Raw genomic sequence first — 15,636 nt, 5'->3', positions numbered from 1 at the left:
ACCGACTGACTGTAAATTAGTTTGTTAGCTACACATGATCCGTAGTCCTTACTGAACAGACTACGTTTATACCTCACCCGTTGGTGATAAAACCCGTAAGAAACTAACTATCTTAACTTGACTTTATAGGTTAAAAAATATAATAATTTATAACCTGAGCAGCTGTTCGGGGCTCTAGAATAATTACCCATTATACTATTCTAATATCTTCTAATTTCCTTCTCACACCGTTCTAATGTGGTGGTGCTTGCTTTGTGTCAATCTAACACGGACACGAGTCATGCAGCGTCGGCATTCTCCATCGATTTTGCTTTACAGCTTCGGGTTAGCACTGGCTCTTTCGCTGGTGTTCAACGGATTTCTGTTGCATGAAAAAAGTCGCCCGCCACGGCTGGCCGACTATGATGCGGGCAGCGCCGTGCATCCCGTCGATCTGCTGGTCTGGCAGCAGCAGCTGTCAGACTGCAAACGCGCTAATGAGCACAAAGACAGCCTGATTCATCAGTTAGAGCAAGCGCCCAACGCCCCTCCGCAGCAGATGGTCAGCGCCCAGCGCCAGCCGTCCGATTAGCGTTCTTAACCGAGAATACCCCCCCATACACCCCTATCCAAAACGTTTTGTGTAAACCATACAACCTGTATGAAAAAAATCCTGATGCTTGTGAGCCTGTCTGCCGTTTGGTGCTGCACGGGCTGTACAAAAGAAGAAGAAAAGAAAGAGGAAGCGGTCAGGTATCAGGTTACCAGTCCGCTGGTGAGCGATACGACGATCACCAAAGAGTACGTATCGCAGATACAGGCCATCCGCCACATTGAGATGCGGGCGCAGCAGCGGGGCTATATTCAGAACATTTTCGTTGATGAAGGGCAGTATGTGCACCAGGGGCAGATGATGTTTCAGATTATGCCCAAGCTGTACGAAGCCGAGCTGCAGAAGGCCGAAGCCGAGGCCAACTTCGCCACTATCGAATACCAGAACACCAAAAAACTGGCCGACAACAAAATCGTAGCGCCCAACGAACTGTCGATGGCCAATGCCAAACTGGACAAGGCCAAAGCCGAGGTGTCGCTGGCCCAGACGCACCTGGGATTCACGAAAATCAAAGCGCCCTTTTCCGGCATAATGGACCACTTTCACGTACGTCAGGGTAGCCTGGTCGATGAAGGCGACTTGCTGACGACGCTGTCGGACAACAGCCGGATGTGGGTCTATTTCAACGTGCCGGAAGCCGAATACCTCGATTACCGGACCAAAGCGCAGTCGGGCGATCTGACGAACGTACACCTGCTGATGGCCAACAACCAGTTGTTTCCGTTCTCGGGTAAAGTCGAAACCATCGAGGCCGACTTCAACAACGAAACCGGCAACATTGCGTTCCGGGCCACCTTCCCCAACCCGAAAGGGCTGCTGCGACATGGTGAAACGGGTACGGTTCAGATGACCCTACCGCTCAAACACGCCCTCATTATTCCGCAGAAAGCAACCTTCGAAGTGCTCGACAAGAAGTACGTCTACGTGGTCGACAAAGACAACGTGATCCGGTCGCGGGAAATCACCGTAGCCGCCGAGATGCCGCACATTTTTGTGGTTCGGTCGGGTCTGACCAAAACCGACAAAATCCTGCTGGAAGGCTTGCGCCAGGTGAAAGAGAACGAGAAAATACAATACAAATTCGAGCAGCCTGCCGCTGTTATCGCTCATTTGAGCCTGTACGCCGAATAAGAGAATGTACCATGTGAAAGACATAACGAGTGGCTGCTGTCGGCTGACTGATAGCGGCTTACGGGTCTGTTGTGTCCTGTTCATTATTTAGTAGTCATTCAAACCAGCATATGTTTAGCAAATTCATTCGCCGGCCCGTATTCGCCATTGTGATTTCGGTCATGATCGTCTTTATCGGTGTACTGGCTATCAAGAAACTGCCGATCTCCCAATTTCCGGATATCGCCCCAACAACCGTAAACATCTTTATCGCCTATCCCGGCGCCAGTGCTGATGTGCTGGTGAAATCGACGCTCATTACCCTCGAGCAGGCTATCAACGGGGTGCAGGATATGCGGTACATCGCTACCGATGCAACCAGCGCCGGTGAGGCCACGCTCCGGATTATTTTTGAGCCGGGTACGGACCCGAACGATGCCGTTATCCGGGTCAAAACCCGGGTTGACCAGGTGATGCCGCTGCTGCCCGAACTGGTTCAGCGGGAGGGGGTCATCATCACGCCCATCCAGCCCAGTATGCTGATGTACGTCAACCTCTACTCGAAAGATAAGAGCATCGACGAAAAATTCCTGTTCAACTACGCTACCGTTAAGATGATCCCTGAAATTCAGCGGACCAAAGGGGTAGCCAGGGCGCAGATTCTGGGAAGCCGGCGGTACGCCATGCGCGTCTGGCTGAACCCCGAGCGCATGCGGGCCTACAACATCTCTACCGAAGAAGTGATGAAGGCCCTGGGCGAACAGAGCATCATTGGCCGGCCCGGCCGGATCGGGCAAAGCTCCGGCATAGCGGCTCAGTCGCTCGAGTACGTGCTTACCTACAAAGGGCGATACAACAAACCCGAAGAGTATGAGGGTATTATTATCCGCGCCAATTCGGCCGGCGAAAGTATACACCTGCGCGATATAGCCCGGGTCGAGCTGGGGAGCGAATTCTTCGACATCTATTCGAACCTGGATGGACATGCGTCGGCCGCTATCGTGTTGCGGCAGAACTATGGTAGTAACGCCAGCGACGTGATCGAGGAAGTAAAAGCCAAGCTCGAGGTCATGAAGGCCTCGTTTCCGCCGGGGGTCGACTATAAAATCAGCTATGACGTATCGCAGTTTCTGGACGCGTCGATCGAACAGGTTATCGATACCCTGCGCGACGCCTTCCTGCTGGTGGCCCTGGTCGTGTTTATCTTCCTGGGCGACTGGCGGTCGACGCTGATACCAATCCTGGCGGTTCCGGTGTCGCTGATCGGGGCGTTTTTCGTCATTCAGGCGTTCGGGCTTTCCATCAACCTCATTACGCTCTTTGCGCTGGTGCTGGCCATCGGTATCGTGGTCGATGACGCCATTGTGGTGGTAGAGGCTGTGCACGCCAAGATGGAAGAAGAGCCCTATCTGTCGCCGTTCGGGGCGGTCAGAAAAGTGCTGGGCGAGATCAGCGGGGCTATTATCGCCATTACGCTGGTGATGGTATCGGTATTCCTGCCCATCTCGTTCATGACGGGGCCGGTCGGTACGTTTTACCGGCAGTTTTCGATCACCATGGCCAGTTCCATCGTGATTTCGGCCCTGATCGCCCTGACGCTGACGCCCGTGCTCTGCGCCATGCTGCTCAAGAACCACCACGGACACGCCCGCCGGAAAAATCCGCTGACCCGCGCGCTCGACAGCTTCAACCGGGGGTTCGATAAACTCACCGGACGCTACGTAGGCCTGCTGCGACTCATTGTCAGCCGTCGGTTCGTTACGTTCGCGATTCTGGCGGCTTTCTGTCTGGGCATTGCGTATGAGAACCAGATTCTGCCGGCCGGCTTTATTCCGAACGAGGACCAGAGCACGATCTACGCCATTATCCAGACGCCCCCGGGTTCTACCCTGGAAAAAACCAACCAGGTGTCGAGAAAGCTTCAGGCGCTCTGTGAAGAGGTGCCGGGCATCGAGTCGATCTCGTCGCTGGCCGGTTACGAGATCATGACCGAAGGGCGGGGCTCCAACGCGGGTACCTGTCTGATCAACCTCAAACCCTGGTCGGAGCGCAAGCATAACGTGAAGGAGATCATGGAAGAGCTGGAAGAGAAATCGAAAAACCTGGGCGCTACCGTCGAGTTTTTCGAACCACCCGCCATTCCCGGCTTCGGCACGTCGGGCGGTTTCTCGATGCGCCTGCTGGATAAGAACACCGACACGGACTACAGCGAATTCGATAAAATCAACAAGCAGTTCATGGAGGATCTGGGCAAGCGCAAAGAGCTGGCGGGCCTGTTTACCTTCTTCGCGGCCAACTATCCGCAGTATGAGCTGGAGATCGACAATAACCTGGCCATGCAGAAAGGCGTGTCGATCGGTAAAGCGATGGACAACCTGAACATATTGATCGGTAGTACCTACGAGCAGGGCTTTATCAAGTTCAACCAGTTTTTCAAGGTCTATGTACAGTCCGATCCGAGTTTCCGGCGGCTCCCGTCCGATCTGCTGAAGCTCTTCGTGAAGAACGACGAAGGCGAGATGGTCCCGTATTCGGCCTTCATGAAGCTGAAAAAAGGGCAGGGGCCGAACGAGATTACCCGGTTCAACCTCTATAACTCGGCCGCCATTCAGGGCCTGCCGGCCAAAGGCTACACCACCGCCGAAGCCATACAGGCCATCCGGGAGGTAGCGGCCAAAACGCTGCCGAAAGGCTACGACATTGCGTTCGAAGGGCTTTCGTACGACGAGTCGATCCGGGGTAACGAGTCGCTGTATGTATTTCTGATCGTACTGGCCTTCGTCTACATGGTGCTGGCCGCGCAGTACGAAAGCTTCATCATTCCGCTAGCCGTTGTGTTTTCGCTGCCCGTCGGAATATTCGGCTCGTTCCTGGTGCTGAAGCTGATGGGGCTGGAGAACAACATCTACGCCCAGATCGGTTTGATCATGCTGGTGGGTCTGCTGGGTAAAAACGCCGTCTTGATCGTCGAATTTGCGGTGCAGAAGCGGCAGCAGGGCGAAACGATTCTGAACGCGGCCATCGAAGGCGCCAGGGTTCGTTTCCGCCCGATCCTGATGACCTCGTTTGCCTTCGTAGCCGGGCTGATTCCACTGATTACGGCCTCCGGTGCGGGGGCTATCGGTAACCGGACCATCGGGGCGTCGGCGCTGGGGGGTATGTTGTTCGGAACCATTTTCGGGGTCATCATCATCCCGGGCCTGTACTACATATTCGGTCATCTGGCCGACGGCCGGAAAATGATCAGGGATGAAGAACACGATCCGCTGACCGAAAACCTGGTGCATCAGTTAGATGCGTTTCCTGTAACCGAAGACAATCCTGACCATGTATAAAATACGCCTGCCTATCTACCTGGTAGTGGCCTGCCTGTCGGTAGCGTTTACTGCCTGCAAGACGCCTGCTCTGGTTACCAGAACTGAAAGCCGCACAGTTCCGGTGAGTTACCACACCTCGCAGGACTCGACCAACACGGCCCGGCTGCGGTGGCGCGAATTCTTTACCGATCCCAACCTGGTATCCCTGATCGATACGGCCCTGGCCAACAACCAGGAGCTGAACATCACCCTGCAGGAGATTCAGATTACCCAGAACGAGATTCGGGCCCGGCAGGGCGAATACCTGCCTTTTGTAGGGCTGCGGGGTGGAGCCGGTGTCGATAAAGTAGGTCGCTATACGCTGCTGGGTGCAACGGAGGCTACGACGGAGATCAAGCCGGGAAAAGAGATTCCGGACCCGCTGCCCAACTTCATGGTGGGGGCCGTGGCTACCTGGGAGGTAGATATATGGCATAAGCTGCGCAATGCGAAAAAGGCGGCTGTGAACCGCTACCTGGCCAGCGTTGAAGGCCGAAACTTTACCATCACGAACCTGATCTCCGAAATAGCCACGTCGTATTACGAACTCATGGCGCTGGATAATCAGCTGGCTATTGTCCGGCAGAACATGGAGATTCAGAACAACGCGCTCAAGACGGTCCGGCTGCAGAAAGAAGCGACCCGGGTTACCGAGCTGGCCGTACGCCGGTTCGAAGCGCAGGTGCTGAATACCCAGAACCTGCAATATGGCCTTCAGCAGCGGATCGTGGAAACAGAGAACCGGATCAACTTCCTGGTTGGGCGGTACCCGCAGCCCGTGGTGCGAAACTCGGCGACGTTCAACGACCTGGTCCCCGACAGCATACGGGTCGGTATTCCGTCGCAGCTGCTGGAAAACCGGCCCGATGTTCGGCGGGCCGAGCAGGAACTGGCGGCCAGTAAACTGGATGTTCAGGTGGCCAAAGCCCGTTTCTATCCATCGCTGGGTATCTCGGCCGGTATTGGCTATCAGGCTTTTAATCCGGCTTACCTGCTGAAGACGCCCGAGTCGATAATCATGTCGCTGGCGGGGGATCTGGCCGCTCCGCTGATCAACAAAAACGCGATTGTCGCCACCTATAACAGCGCCAACGCGCGGCAGATTCAGGCGGTTTACAACTACGAACGAACCGTGCTGAACGCGTATATCGAGGTGGCCAACCAGCTTTCGAACATCAGCAACCTGGCGAAGAGCTACGGGGTGAAATCGAAGGAGGTACAGGCGCTTACCCAATCGATCGATATTTCAACTACACTCTTCAACTCAGCCCGAGCCGATTATATGGAAGTGCTGCTGACCCAGCGCGATGCGGTACAGGCCCGTTTCGAACTCGTTGAGACCAAGATGCAGCAGATGAATGCCATGGTGACTATTTACCGGGCATTGGGCGGGGGCTGGAAGTAAACGCCCTCTACTGGCTGGCCCAGGCGGTGGTTCTGTACGAATCAGCGCCTGGGCCGGTTGGCGTATAGGCCGGTCCGGTATCAGCCCGGCCCGGTCATCGATTCGGCTACAACTACCACAAATCCGGCTACGTTTGCGGACACAATCCGGCGGACCTTTGTCCTAAACAAAACAAAGCAACGCTATGATTTTAGTAACCGGAGCCACCGGCCAGCTGGGTACTGCCGTTATCCGGCAGCTACGGCAACTCGTACCGGCCAGCCAGCTTTTTGCCCTGGTGCGGGACGAAAATAAGGCCGCCCATCTGCTCGAACAGGGCGTAACGATACGCCGGGGTGATTATGACGATACGGAGGCCCTCGACCACGCTATGGTGGGTATGGAAACCGTACTCCTGATTGCGGGCACCGACGAGCAAAACCGGGTTCGCCAGCACCAGCACGTGGTAGACGCAGCCAGAAAAGCCGGGGTTCGGCGAATTGCCTACACGAGTCGGGCCCTGAAAGAGCCGGCTACGCTGGTCAACCAGCTGATGAACGGCCATTTTCAGACCGAAGATTATATCAAAGCCAGTGGGCTGGCCTACACCCTGTTCCAGAACGTGCTGTACATGGACGCTCTGCCGCAGTTTTTGGGTGGTGATGCCGTTTTTGAGCAGGGTATCTACGTACCAGCCGGGCAGGGCCGGGTTGCGTTTGCCCTTCGAAGCGAGATGGGCGAAGCCATTGCCAACGCGCTGGCCAGACGCACCGACGGCAACGTGACCTACCTGCTGACGGGGAGCGAATCCTACTCGTTTTATGATGTAGCCGAATTCCTTTCGAATCTGTCGGATAAGGTGGTAACTTACACCCCGGCAGCGCCAGCCACGTTTGAAACGCAGCTGCTTGGGCGCGGGTTGAGCGAGGTGGTAGCCCGCCGAATCACCGGGTTTATCACCGATATTGCCAATGGGCAGGAAGACCGGGTCAGCCCGGATTTGGAGATGCTGCTGGGTCGTAGGCCCACCCCCCTCCGCGACGGACTAGCAACGCTCTATGCCAGGTAACATGCCGGGCCTTGCCGATACCAGGACTGGCTACAAGCTGATAGAATCATGACAACCGGACCGCTTCATCACATCGATACCATATCTGCCTACCATCAGTTTGCGGGTCTTCCGAAGCCCGACCATCCGCTCATTAGCGTGGTCCGGTTCGATGATATCAGACCGCGGCAGATCGACAGGCCGAAAGCTATTGTGAACAATTTTTACTCGATCGCGCTGAAACGGAATTTCAACGGCCGGCTGAACTACGGCCAGCAGCCGTATGATTTCGACGATGGCGTGATGGTGTTTCTGGCTCCCGGTCAGGTTCTTACCGTAACGACCGACGAACCCGCCGAGCCTACCGGCTGGCTGCTGATGATTCACCCCGACTTTCTGTGGCGTACTGCGCTGGCCAAAACCATTCGGCAACACGCTTATTTCGACTATTCCATCCGGGAGGCCCTGTTCCTGTCGGAGAAGGAAGAAGCCGTGGTTGTCAACATCATCCGGCAGATTCAGCAGGAGTACCAGGCCTCTATCGATGCCTTCAGCCAGAACATCATCATTGCTCAGCTCGAGGTGTTGCTCAACTACGCGGACCGGTTTTACCAGCGGCAGTTCATTACCCGCCGGATCACCAACCACCATGTGCTGGATCGGTTTGAAGCAACCCTGGCGGCTTATCTGGACAGCGACGAATTGCTCGGATCGGGTTTGCCTACGGTGGCCTACATGGCCGATCAGCTCAATCTGTCGCCCTCTTACCTGAGCAGTCTGCTGAAGTCGCTGACGGGGCAGGCTCCTCAGCAGCACATTCATAGTCGGTTGATCGAAAAGGCGAAAGAGTTGCTGTCGACCACCGATTTGTCGGTCAGTGAAATCGCCTACCGGCTGGGGTTTGAACACCCGCAGTCGTTCAGCAAATTATTCAGAAACAAGACCCGTTCGTCTCCGCTGGCCTTCCGCCATTCGTTCAATTAGCCCATTAGCCGGTCTGGCGTTGTGCGTGTCGGGTAAACAGACCGGGGTAATCGACTACGAGCCCGGCGCCATCAACGGTAATCGTTGCCTCAAAATCGTTGGGTACATTCTCGTACTGGTAAGCGGTGGCCGAGCGTCGGGTGTAGCGCTGATGAACGGCCGCGGTTTGCTGAGCCAGCACATCGATATAAACAACGTGAATACGCTCAGCCTGTCCGTCAGCCAGCCGGAGCCTGTTGATCGGTAAGGTATTGGTAAAGGGCGTCAACGAAATATCGACATCGGTACAGCCCCGCCAGGCCGTCATCTTCTCGTTATTCGCCAGCCAGTTCCCGTTTCCATCGCGACGAAGGTGTAGTTGCCTGGTCTGGGTATCCAGCTGCATCAGGAGCTGGCAGTCTGTCGTTTGCCAGTAGGCATCGGTTGTGATCGTGTAGTCTACGCGATACGGGCCGAGGTCGGCAAGACCTACAATCACCGAATGGATCTCAAATCCGGTAGCGCTGGCCGTGATCAGGCAGTGTTCCAGCGACGGGTGTTCCAGGCCTGCCCAGAGCAGGGTTGTCTGCATAGTCGTGACGGGATGTCGTGGTCGAAGCGTTTCGTCTACAGCCTTAGCCGGCTCGTGATTCTTTAACGAATCTGCGGGCCAACTGTTAAGCCCCGTCTCCAATACCGGTTATGGCCCGAATCCTGGTAGTGCCAGGGCGCTGAACGATCGAACCAGCATTGGTCTATATGTTTATCCTTACGTAAATACATGGGTTGATACGTAGGAATACTTGACTACAAGAATCCGTACTAATCGCCATCAGGACAGGGTTTTATGCGCTTGTGGGGCCGTGGGCAGCTGCGGTACCTTTGCCCCGGACATACTAAACCAAAACTGCCCGTGAAAACCTTTTCTAACTCAGTCATCAGCCTGCTTGCCCTGGCTGCGGTGCTGACCGCCTGCGAGCCCACTGCCAACGTGGGTAAAAATGGTAAATCGCTCGACGTAGACGCCCTGGCCAACGACATTGAAGCGCGTATCAAACCCGACGTGATGGGGTACCAGATTGTGGTGTTTGCCGACGGCTCGCTGCGGGCTTCCCGCGCCGGAGGCAATGCCCGCCGGGCCGCCGATGCGCCCGAACGCAAGATGGATGTAGGCGACAAAATCAACGTGGCCAGCGTCAGCAAAACCGTTACGGCCGCGGCCCTGCTGCACGCGCTCAACGCCAAAAATATCAACATCGACTCAACCATGTGGGCCTACCTGCCCAAACACTGGTCACTGCACAAGAGCATCAAAACCATTACCTTCCGCCAGTTACTGGCCATGCGCAGTGGCTTTCCCAAGAACGTGGCTTCGGATTATGCTTCGCTGAAAGCGGCTATGGTCGTTGGGGCTACCTCACCCCGGCTGACGTACAACTATCAGAACATGAACTTCGCGCTCATGCGGTTCCTGATTCCCAACCTGGTCGGCGGTTACTCCATCACGCCCATGCCAGCCAACGCATCGGCTCAGAAAATCAGCGAGGTCGAGCAGAAGCAGGCGCAGGAGTATACCGATGCGTACATGAACTACTGCCAGCTCAACGTGTTCGATAAGATCGGGATAGCCCCCAACATGGCCTGCAAACCCACCGATGCCAACCCGGCGCTGTGCTACAAATGGGCCGCTCCTGACGGAAAGGGTACCGATTGGGGCGATATGACCCTGACCAATGCGGAGCGCGGCTGGAACATGTCGGCCCTGCAGATGGCAACCTTCATGAACGCCCTGCATCATACCTACAAGATTCTGCCCAAGTCGGTGGCCGATGCCATGCGCCGGGACACGCTGGGGTACGACAACGCGAACATACTGACCAACACGGGGATCAAATACGTCATGAAAAACGGGGGCTACCCGGCTTCCCTGAACTCGGGCGAAGTGGGCGCGTGGGTGTTTGGTTTCGGGAATGAAGTCTACGTGGCGGTACTGGTCAACTCGGACCCGAAAGCAGGTACGAGCGTATGGACCGACGTAGTAGCCGCTTTCGACGCCTGGTACAACTAGTCAGCTAAACGGCCTGATGGGGTAGAGGAATCAAACCCGGTCAGGCCGTTGGAAGCTTTTACCGGGCGCGTTCCAGCCGGAAAACCGGGTAGCGATTGACGGTCTTTTCAAAATAGGGTGTCTGTTTATAGATGAACGAGAGCTGCGCGTCGGCGTTTTCGGCGAAGGCTTTGTCAGACGCTCGCTTATCGGCCAGTTTCTGACGAAGGGCCGGATCGTTGCGGAGCAGTTCCGCGGCTGTGTCTTCGAAGATGTAGTCGGAGAAATATTCTTTCTGGTCGAGGATGCTGTCGAAGAAATTCCAGGCGAAAAACGAATCCAGTGCCTGGGGCTCCAGCGTCTCGATCAGGTACCGGTTGGCCGGCTGATTGGTCGGGATGAGGTAGTCGCCTTTGTAAAACTGAATACGCTGCGTTTCGGTCCTGACCTTCACGCCCGAGTGCGGGTAGTGGCCCTCATACGGGCGCGGACTGGTGCGGTACTCGTCGAGGTAGTAGGCTGAAACGGTGATCAGGGTATCGCTGGTGAGTCGTTTCATCTGCACCCCGTTCCGTTTCAGCAGCGCCAGAATTTCAGACCAAGCCTGCGGAATCAGGTAGGCCTGGGGTTTGGTCAGCTCCAGATCGGCTACAAAGGTGTTCTGGTATGGAATCCGTTTGGTAAAGGGTTTGCTACGGTCGTAATACAATCGGCGGAGACCCGATACCTCGCTGGGTTTATAGCCTGCTTCGTAGCCCAGAAAGGTGATCGTGTCGGTCTGGCTGCGGTCGAGCCGGTAGTTGAGCGCAAAGGTCGTCTGCTGGCTAACGGCGGCATCGGCGCGTCGTTTGTTGGCCAGAATCTGACTGGCGTCTCGCTCGCACAGGCGCAGAACGGCCTCGTCGAAGGCATAACTCCCTTTGACTCGCGCCGGGTAGTCTTTCCACATATGGGTTTCGAGGGTGAAGCCAAAGCAGTTGAACAGAGCCGCATAGCCCGTTGAGTAGCGCGGTGAGTCGTTATAGCCCAGCAGCCCGCTTTCGGGTGTGTCTTTAGGGTGGTTGACGTAAGGCGCGGGCGGAAATCCTCTGGCCGTCAGTACCTTGTCCAGATCGGGCTGAAAGGTCTTCGTCATATAGCCCGACAGAGCCGGGTGGAGCTTGTCTTTCTGGGTGGAGAAATAGGTGACCACGTGCTGGTAGTCAGCGCCGTTGCTGGTGTGGTTGTCGATCAGTACTTGGGGCTTCAGCTGCTGAAACAGGGCCTGGAACGAGCGGGTGTTTTCGGCATCGGCCTTAATGAAATCGCGGTTGAGGTTCAGGTTTCGCGCATTACCCCGGAAGCCATAGGTCTCCGGCCCGTTCTGGTTTACCCGCGATACGCCCCGGTTCAGACAGCCGCCTACGTTCAGCACCGGTACGATGGCCAGCAAGACGTTTTTGGGCAGTTTATTAGTCAGCAGCAGGTCGCGCGCCATCATCAGACAGGCATCGATTCCCTCCGGTTCGCCGGGGTGAATGCCGTTGTTGATCAGCAGGGTGACGCGGTCGGGCCGGGCAGTGAAGACCTTGTCGGCCGCGAGCAGAAACACGTGGAGGGGCTGACCTACGTCGGTTTTCCCCACGTCGACAAGTTTGGCCTGCTCGAACTGCCGATCGAGCAGGCGGTAGTAATCGATGATTTCGGCATAGGTTGCCGTTTGTCGACCCTGGCTTCGTTCGTAGGGGGTGATCAGGTCGGGCCGGGTCTGGGCAAGAGCGGCTGTGGTCAGCAGGAAGGCGAGCAGGCAGACAGAGGTTTTCATAGCAGGTTGTAATAGACGCCCCTAAGTTACCCGGAAATGGCGACCCGACCGGCTGCTATGGAGAGGATAAGCACCTGTGCGGAAGGGTTCCCTATCTTTGCACCATGAACAATCCGTCTATCTCGCCGGCCACCGAAGGCGATGTCTCAATCCTGAATCAACTGGTTAACAGCGCCTACCGGGGCGACAGCTCGCGCCGGGGCTGGACCACCGAAGCGGATCTGCTCGGCGGTATCCGCACCGATGACGAGTCGCTGAAAGCTATGCTTGACAATCCTCTGGCTACCATCCTGACCTACCGCATGGCCGATCAGCTGCTGGGCTGCGTCTATCTGGAAAAAAAAGGCGACAGTCTGTACCTGGGTATGCTGACCGTATCGCCCGATGCGCAGGCTGGGGGCATTGGTAAGCAGCTCATGGCAGCCGCTGAAGAAATGGCCCGGGACTGGCAGTGCCGCACCATCACCATGACCGTTATTCCGCAACGTACCGAACTGGTAGCCTGGTACGAACGGCGTGGGTACAGCGCCACGGGTGAGACTAAACCGTTTCCGATGGATGACCCGCGCTTCGGTATGCCTAAAGTGCCGCTCTCGTTTATCGTGCTGGAAAAATCCGTGAGTTAAAGCCCGTAGTCGGGTTGGGCCTTTGCCGGACAGGAGCAGGCTCGACTCAGCAAATCCGGTCCGGCAGAACTACTTCGGTTCTGCCGGGCCGGGTCGTACAGGTATCAAACAACTTTCTTAGCGGGGCATTTCGTCGGGCTGGGTTAGTACCCCACCCACAACCAGGCTGGTCGCGCCCATGACCAGAAAGGCATTGCGGGCGCGGGTGTTGCCCGAGAAGCCGAACAGCCAGGGGGCCGCTGCTGCCAGAGCACCACTGATGACGTCGAGCGTCAGGTGGGTTTTGAACGGAATGGCTTTTACCAGCCCCCACTCGGCGCGGGTGAGCAGAGTGGCGGCCAGCACGGCACCCCCCAGCAGTCGGCACAGGTTTGTAGCGGTCTGGTTGTCGGAGAACCCGAGGGTTTCGGGGGCGGTGGCTACCAGGGGCGCGTAGGTGTAGTCGGCCAGGCCGTGTTGTTGTCTCGAAATTGGCTTGTTCATGTTGTCGTTGAGTTAGTTGCAAAGACCTAACTGCTAACGGCGGGCGGGGGTTAATTCAACTGCGGTTTCGGTCCTTTTGCCTATTTTTCCGGCCTGATTCTCCTGTCTGATGAACCCCAAACGAGTCTTTCTCCTGCTGTCGATGCTGACAGCCTCCGTCGTTGCCAATGCCCAGTCGATTGAGCCAACGCTGGCCAAAATGGGTATAACCCTGGCCCCGCCCGCTCAGCCGATGGCTAACTACGTCAAAGCCGTCCGCACCGGCAATCTGGTTTTCCTGGCCGGCCATGTCTCCACAACAACCGGTAAACTGGGTGTCGATCTGACTGTAGAGCAGGGCTACGAAGCCGCCCGGCAGGCAACGATCGCGCTGCTGTCGAGTCTGAAAGCTGAATTGGGAAACCTCGATCGGGTCCGGCGGATTGTGAAGGTGACGGGCTTCGTCAATTCCTCGCCCGACTTTGGCGATCAGCCCAAGGTAATCAACGGCTGTTCCGACCTGCTCGTAGCCGCTTTTGGCGATACAGGCAAACACGCCCGGTCGGCGGTGGGTATGGCCGCGCTGCCATCCAACTACGCCGTCGAGATCGAAATGGTCGTGGAGGTAGAGTAGAGAGAGTGAACACGGAGCGGGCGCGATGCCCGACATAACGTCATGCCACCACGCCCGCTATTGTCTGTTATGGTTACTGCTCGGCGCCCCGAATCCGGAAGAGGCCGCCTTCGAGTCGTTCGTCGACCCGGAGCTGGCAGGCTAAGCGGCTGTCGGAGTCGGCATCGGGTAGGGTGTCGAGCATGTCGAGTTCGGCGTCCTGGGCGGGAGCCAGGGCATCGAGTCCGGCCAGCACCTGTACGTGGCAGGTGGCGCAGAGAGCCAGCCCGCCACAGGTAGCCAGGATGTTGTACTCAGAGGCTTTCAGCACTTCCATCAGGCTCAGGTTGATGCCTTCCGGAATCTCCAGCGTCTGCCGCGTGCCGTCGCGGTCTTCTACAGTGAATTGAATCATAACGGTATGGTAAGGTCTGACTACCCATTGCTGGCAGTCAGACCGGCTTAACTAAAAGGCAGGAACGCCATTGACGGTTGTGTATTTAAAGCTGAGTTTTTGCTCGGGGTGTACGTATTTGAACGCACTCTGACACATCAGCGCAGCCTCATGGAACCCGCACAGAATCAGCTTCAGCTTGCCCGGGTAGGTATTGATATCGCCGATGGCGTAGATCCGTTCCACGTTGGTCGAGTAGTCGGTGGTATCGACGTTGATGGCCGATTTGTCGATGCTGAGCCCCCAGTCGGCAATCGGGCCGAGCTTGGGCGTCAGGCCGAACAGCGGAATCAGGTTGTCGGCCTCCAGCGTCCGCACCGTCTTGTCTTTGGCCGTGATGTTGACTTCCTGCAGGTGGCCGTTTCCGTTGATACTCGTAATCGTTGATTGCAGAACGAGGTTGATCTTACCCTGCTGCGCCAGCTCGAACACCTTTTCGGCCGAGTCGGGCGCCCCCCGGAAGGTGTCGCTGCGGTGAACGAGGGTTACTTCCCTGGCTACATTGGCCAGAAAGATCGTCCAGTCGAGGGCCGAGTCGCCACCACCGGCCAGCACCACCCGCCGGTCGCGGAGTTGCTCGGGGTTCTTGACCATGTACGCTACGCCTTTGCCTTCAAACTGCTCGAGGTTTTCGATCTCGGGTTTGCGGGGCTCGAAACAACCGAGTCCACCCGCAATGACCACCACCTGGCAGTGAACGGCGGTGCCTTCGTTGGTCGTGATGATGAACGACTCGTCGGGCTGGCGTTCGAGCGCATCGACGCGTTCGCCGAGGGTAAACGTTGGGTGAAACGGCTCGATCTGCTCCATCAGATTGTCGACCAGATCCTGCGCGTTGATGGCCGGATAGCCGGGAATATCGTAGATCGGTTTGTGCGGATAGATCTCCGAAAGCTGACCACCTACCTGCGGCAGGGCGTCGATAAGGTGGCAGCGCATTTTCAGCAAACCCGCTTCAAATACGGCAAACAGACCAACGGGGCCTGCGCCAATAATGCATATATCAGTCGTAATCATTGTTGGTACGAGGTTCGGTCAGTGGCCTGTTTGGAGGACACCAACGCTATTGGTAAAACACCCGGATGAGGTGATTAATTCGCCGTAAAGGTAGCCCGGCCGGGTCGCCAGCAGGCATCACAAATCGTGATGAGGGATAACAAGCCGGAATACATTGCCG

General features: G+C 56.5%; 14 protein-coding genes. 9 read left to right on the top strand and 5 right to left on the bottom strand.

Going from position 1 to position 15,636, the window contains the following annotated elements; genetic code table 11:
• Positions 1 to 280 precede the first annotated feature (280 nt).
• From EQG79_RS06190 to EQG79_RS06165, 6 genes are all read left to right on the top strand, one after another.
• Positions 281 to 571: a hypothetical protein gene (locus EQG79_RS06190; RefSeq protein WP_129600657.1), complete on the top strand. Its 291-nt coding sequence runs from the start codon at positions 281 to 283 to the stop codon at positions 569 to 571.
• Positions 572 to 640: 69 nt separating this feature from the next.
• Positions 641 to 1,723, top strand: coding sequence for an efflux RND transporter periplasmic adaptor subunit (locus EQG79_RS06185; RefSeq protein ID WP_077924007.1), 1,083 nt, complete (start codon positions 641 to 643; stop codon positions 1,721 to 1,723).
• A 110-nt stretch (positions 1,724 to 1,833) separates the two neighbouring features.
• Positions 1,834 to 5,037, top strand: coding sequence for an efflux RND transporter permease subunit (locus EQG79_RS06180; RefSeq protein WP_129600655.1), 3,204 nt, complete (start codon positions 1,834 to 1,836; stop codon positions 5,035 to 5,037).
• The gene (locus EQG79_RS06175) at positions 5,030 to 6,463 is read left to right on the top strand and encodes a TolC family protein (protein WP_129600653.1); all 1,434 of its coding nucleotides are present in this window, start codon (positions 5,030 to 5,032) and stop codon (positions 6,461 to 6,463) included. The genes EQG79_RS06180 and EQG79_RS06175 overlap by 8 nt, the downstream gene beginning before the upstream one ends.
• A gap of 184 nt (positions 6,464 to 6,647) precedes the next feature.
• The gene (locus EQG79_RS06170) at positions 6,648 to 7,511 is read left to right on the top strand and encodes an SDR family oxidoreductase (RefSeq protein WP_129600652.1); all 864 of its coding nucleotides are present in this window, start codon (positions 6,648 to 6,650) and stop codon (positions 7,509 to 7,511) included.
• Positions 7,512 to 7,559: 48 nt separating this feature from the next.
• A complete protein-coding gene (locus EQG79_RS06165) occupies positions 7,560 to 8,474 on the top strand; it encodes a helix-turn-helix domain-containing protein (RefSeq protein WP_077924011.1) in 915 nt (304 codons plus the stop codon).
• A 4-nt stretch (positions 8,475 to 8,478) separates the two neighbouring features.
• On the opposite strand, the gene EQG79_RS06160 is transcribed toward EQG79_RS06165, so the two are convergent.
• On the bottom strand, positions 8,479 to 9,045 hold the full coding sequence (locus EQG79_RS06160; protein WP_077924012.1) for a putative glycolipid-binding domain-containing protein: 567 nt from the start codon (positions 9,043 to 9,045) through the stop codon (positions 8,479 to 8,481).
• Between the two features lie 321 nt (positions 9,046 to 9,366).
• Here EQG79_RS06160 and EQG79_RS06155 point away from each other — a divergent pair, with 321 nt between their 5' ends.
• Positions 9,367 to 10,521 (top strand): serine hydrolase, encoded by a 1,155-nt coding sequence (locus EQG79_RS06155; protein ID WP_161492818.1) that lies wholly within the window; start codon positions 9,367 to 9,369, stop codon positions 10,519 to 10,521.
• 58 nt (positions 10,522 to 10,579) lie between these two features.
• On the opposite strand, the gene EQG79_RS06150 is transcribed toward EQG79_RS06155, so the two are convergent.
• Entirely contained in the window at positions 10,580 to 12,304 is a 1,725-nt protein-coding gene (locus tag EQG79_RS06150; protein WP_129600650.1) for a M14 family metallopeptidase, read from the bottom strand.
• A gap of 104 nt (positions 12,305 to 12,408) precedes the next feature.
• Between EQG79_RS06150 and EQG79_RS06145 the strand changes: the two genes are divergently transcribed.
• A complete protein-coding gene (locus EQG79_RS06145; RefSeq protein ID WP_077924015.1) occupies positions 12,409 to 12,930 on the top strand; it encodes a GNAT family N-acetyltransferase in 522 nt (173 codons plus the stop codon).
• A 117-nt stretch (positions 12,931 to 13,047) separates the two neighbouring features.
• Here EQG79_RS06145 and EQG79_RS06140 read toward each other — a convergent pair whose 3' ends face one another.
• Complete coding sequence (locus EQG79_RS06140) at positions 13,048 to 13,413, bottom strand: SPW repeat domain-containing protein (RefSeq protein ID WP_129600648.1); 366 nt, start codon at positions 13,411 to 13,413, stop codon at positions 13,048 to 13,050.
• Positions 13,414 to 13,522: 109 nt separating this feature from the next.
• Here EQG79_RS06140 and EQG79_RS06135 point away from each other — a divergent pair, with 109 nt between their 5' ends.
• Complete coding sequence (locus EQG79_RS06135) at positions 13,523 to 14,026, top strand: RidA family protein (RefSeq protein WP_129600646.1); 504 nt, start codon at positions 13,523 to 13,525, stop codon at positions 14,024 to 14,026.
• Between the two features lie 73 nt (positions 14,027 to 14,099).
• Here the strand turns inward: EQG79_RS06135 and EQG79_RS06130 are convergent, their stop codons facing one another.
• Together EQG79_RS06130 and EQG79_RS06125 are read right to left on the bottom strand one after the other, a co-directional pair.
• On the bottom strand, positions 14,100 to 14,420 hold the full coding sequence (locus EQG79_RS06130; RefSeq protein WP_077924018.1) for a 2Fe-2S iron-sulfur cluster-binding protein: 321 nt from the start codon (positions 14,418 to 14,420) through the stop codon (positions 14,100 to 14,102).
• Positions 14,421 to 14,471: 51 nt separating this feature from the next.
• Complete coding sequence (locus EQG79_RS06125) at positions 14,472 to 15,476, bottom strand: NAD(P)/FAD-dependent oxidoreductase (RefSeq protein WP_077924019.1); 1,005 nt, start codon at positions 15,474 to 15,476, stop codon at positions 14,472 to 14,474.
• Between the last annotated feature and the right edge of the window lie 160 nt (positions 15,477 to 15,636).

Origin of the sequence: Spirosoma sordidisoli, assembly GCF_004138325.1 — a bacterium.
In the GTDB taxonomy this organism is placed as follows: Bacteria; Bacteroidota; Bacteroidia; order Cytophagales; family Spirosomataceae; genus Spirosoma; species Spirosoma sordidisoli.
Note: the sequence above shows the minus strand (reverse complement) of the source record. Positions and strands in the feature narration are given on the sequence as shown.

Coding starts and splice junctions, on each gene's coding strand:
- EQG79_RS06140 (WP_129600648.1), bottom strand. CDS start 13,413: ATGAACAAGCCAATTTCGAGACAACAACACGGCCTGGCCGACTACACC.
- EQG79_RS06170 (WP_129600652.1), top strand. CDS start 6,648: ATGATTTTAGTAACCGGAGCCACCGGCCAGCTGGGTACTGCCGTTATC.
- EQG79_RS06160 (WP_077924012.1), bottom strand. CDS start 9,045: ATGCAGACAACCCTGCTCTGGGCAGGCCTGGAACACCCGTCGCTGGAA.
- EQG79_RS06125 (WP_077924019.1), bottom strand. CDS start 15,476: ATGATTACGACTGATATATGCATTATTGGCGCAGGCCCCGTTGGTCTG.
- EQG79_RS06190 (WP_129600657.1), top strand. CDS start 281: ATGCAGCGTCGGCATTCTCCATCGATTTTGCTTTACAGCTTCGGGTTA.
- EQG79_RS06135 (WP_129600646.1), top strand. CDS start 13,523: ATGAACCCCAAACGAGTCTTTCTCCTGCTGTCGATGCTGACAGCCTCC.
- EQG79_RS06130 (WP_077924018.1), bottom strand. CDS start 14,420: ATGATTCAATTCACTGTAGAAGACCGCGACGGCACGCGGCAGACGCTG.
- EQG79_RS06185 (WP_077924007.1), top strand. CDS start 641: ATGAAAAAAATCCTGATGCTTGTGAGCCTGTCTGCCGTTTGGTGCTGC.
- EQG79_RS06180 (WP_129600655.1), top strand. CDS start 1,834: ATGTTTAGCAAATTCATTCGCCGGCCCGTATTCGCCATTGTGATTTCG.
- EQG79_RS06145 (WP_077924015.1), top strand. CDS start 12,409: ATGAACAATCCGTCTATCTCGCCGGCCACCGAAGGCGATGTCTCAATC.
- EQG79_RS06150 (WP_129600650.1), bottom strand. CDS start 12,304: ATGAAAACCTCTGTCTGCCTGCTCGCCTTCCTGCTGACCACAGCCGCT.
- EQG79_RS06175 (WP_129600653.1), top strand. CDS start 5,030: ATGTATAAAATACGCCTGCCTATCTACCTGGTAGTGGCCTGCCTGTCG.
- EQG79_RS06165 (WP_077924011.1), top strand. CDS start 7,560: ATGACAACCGGACCGCTTCATCACATCGATACCATATCTGCCTACCAT.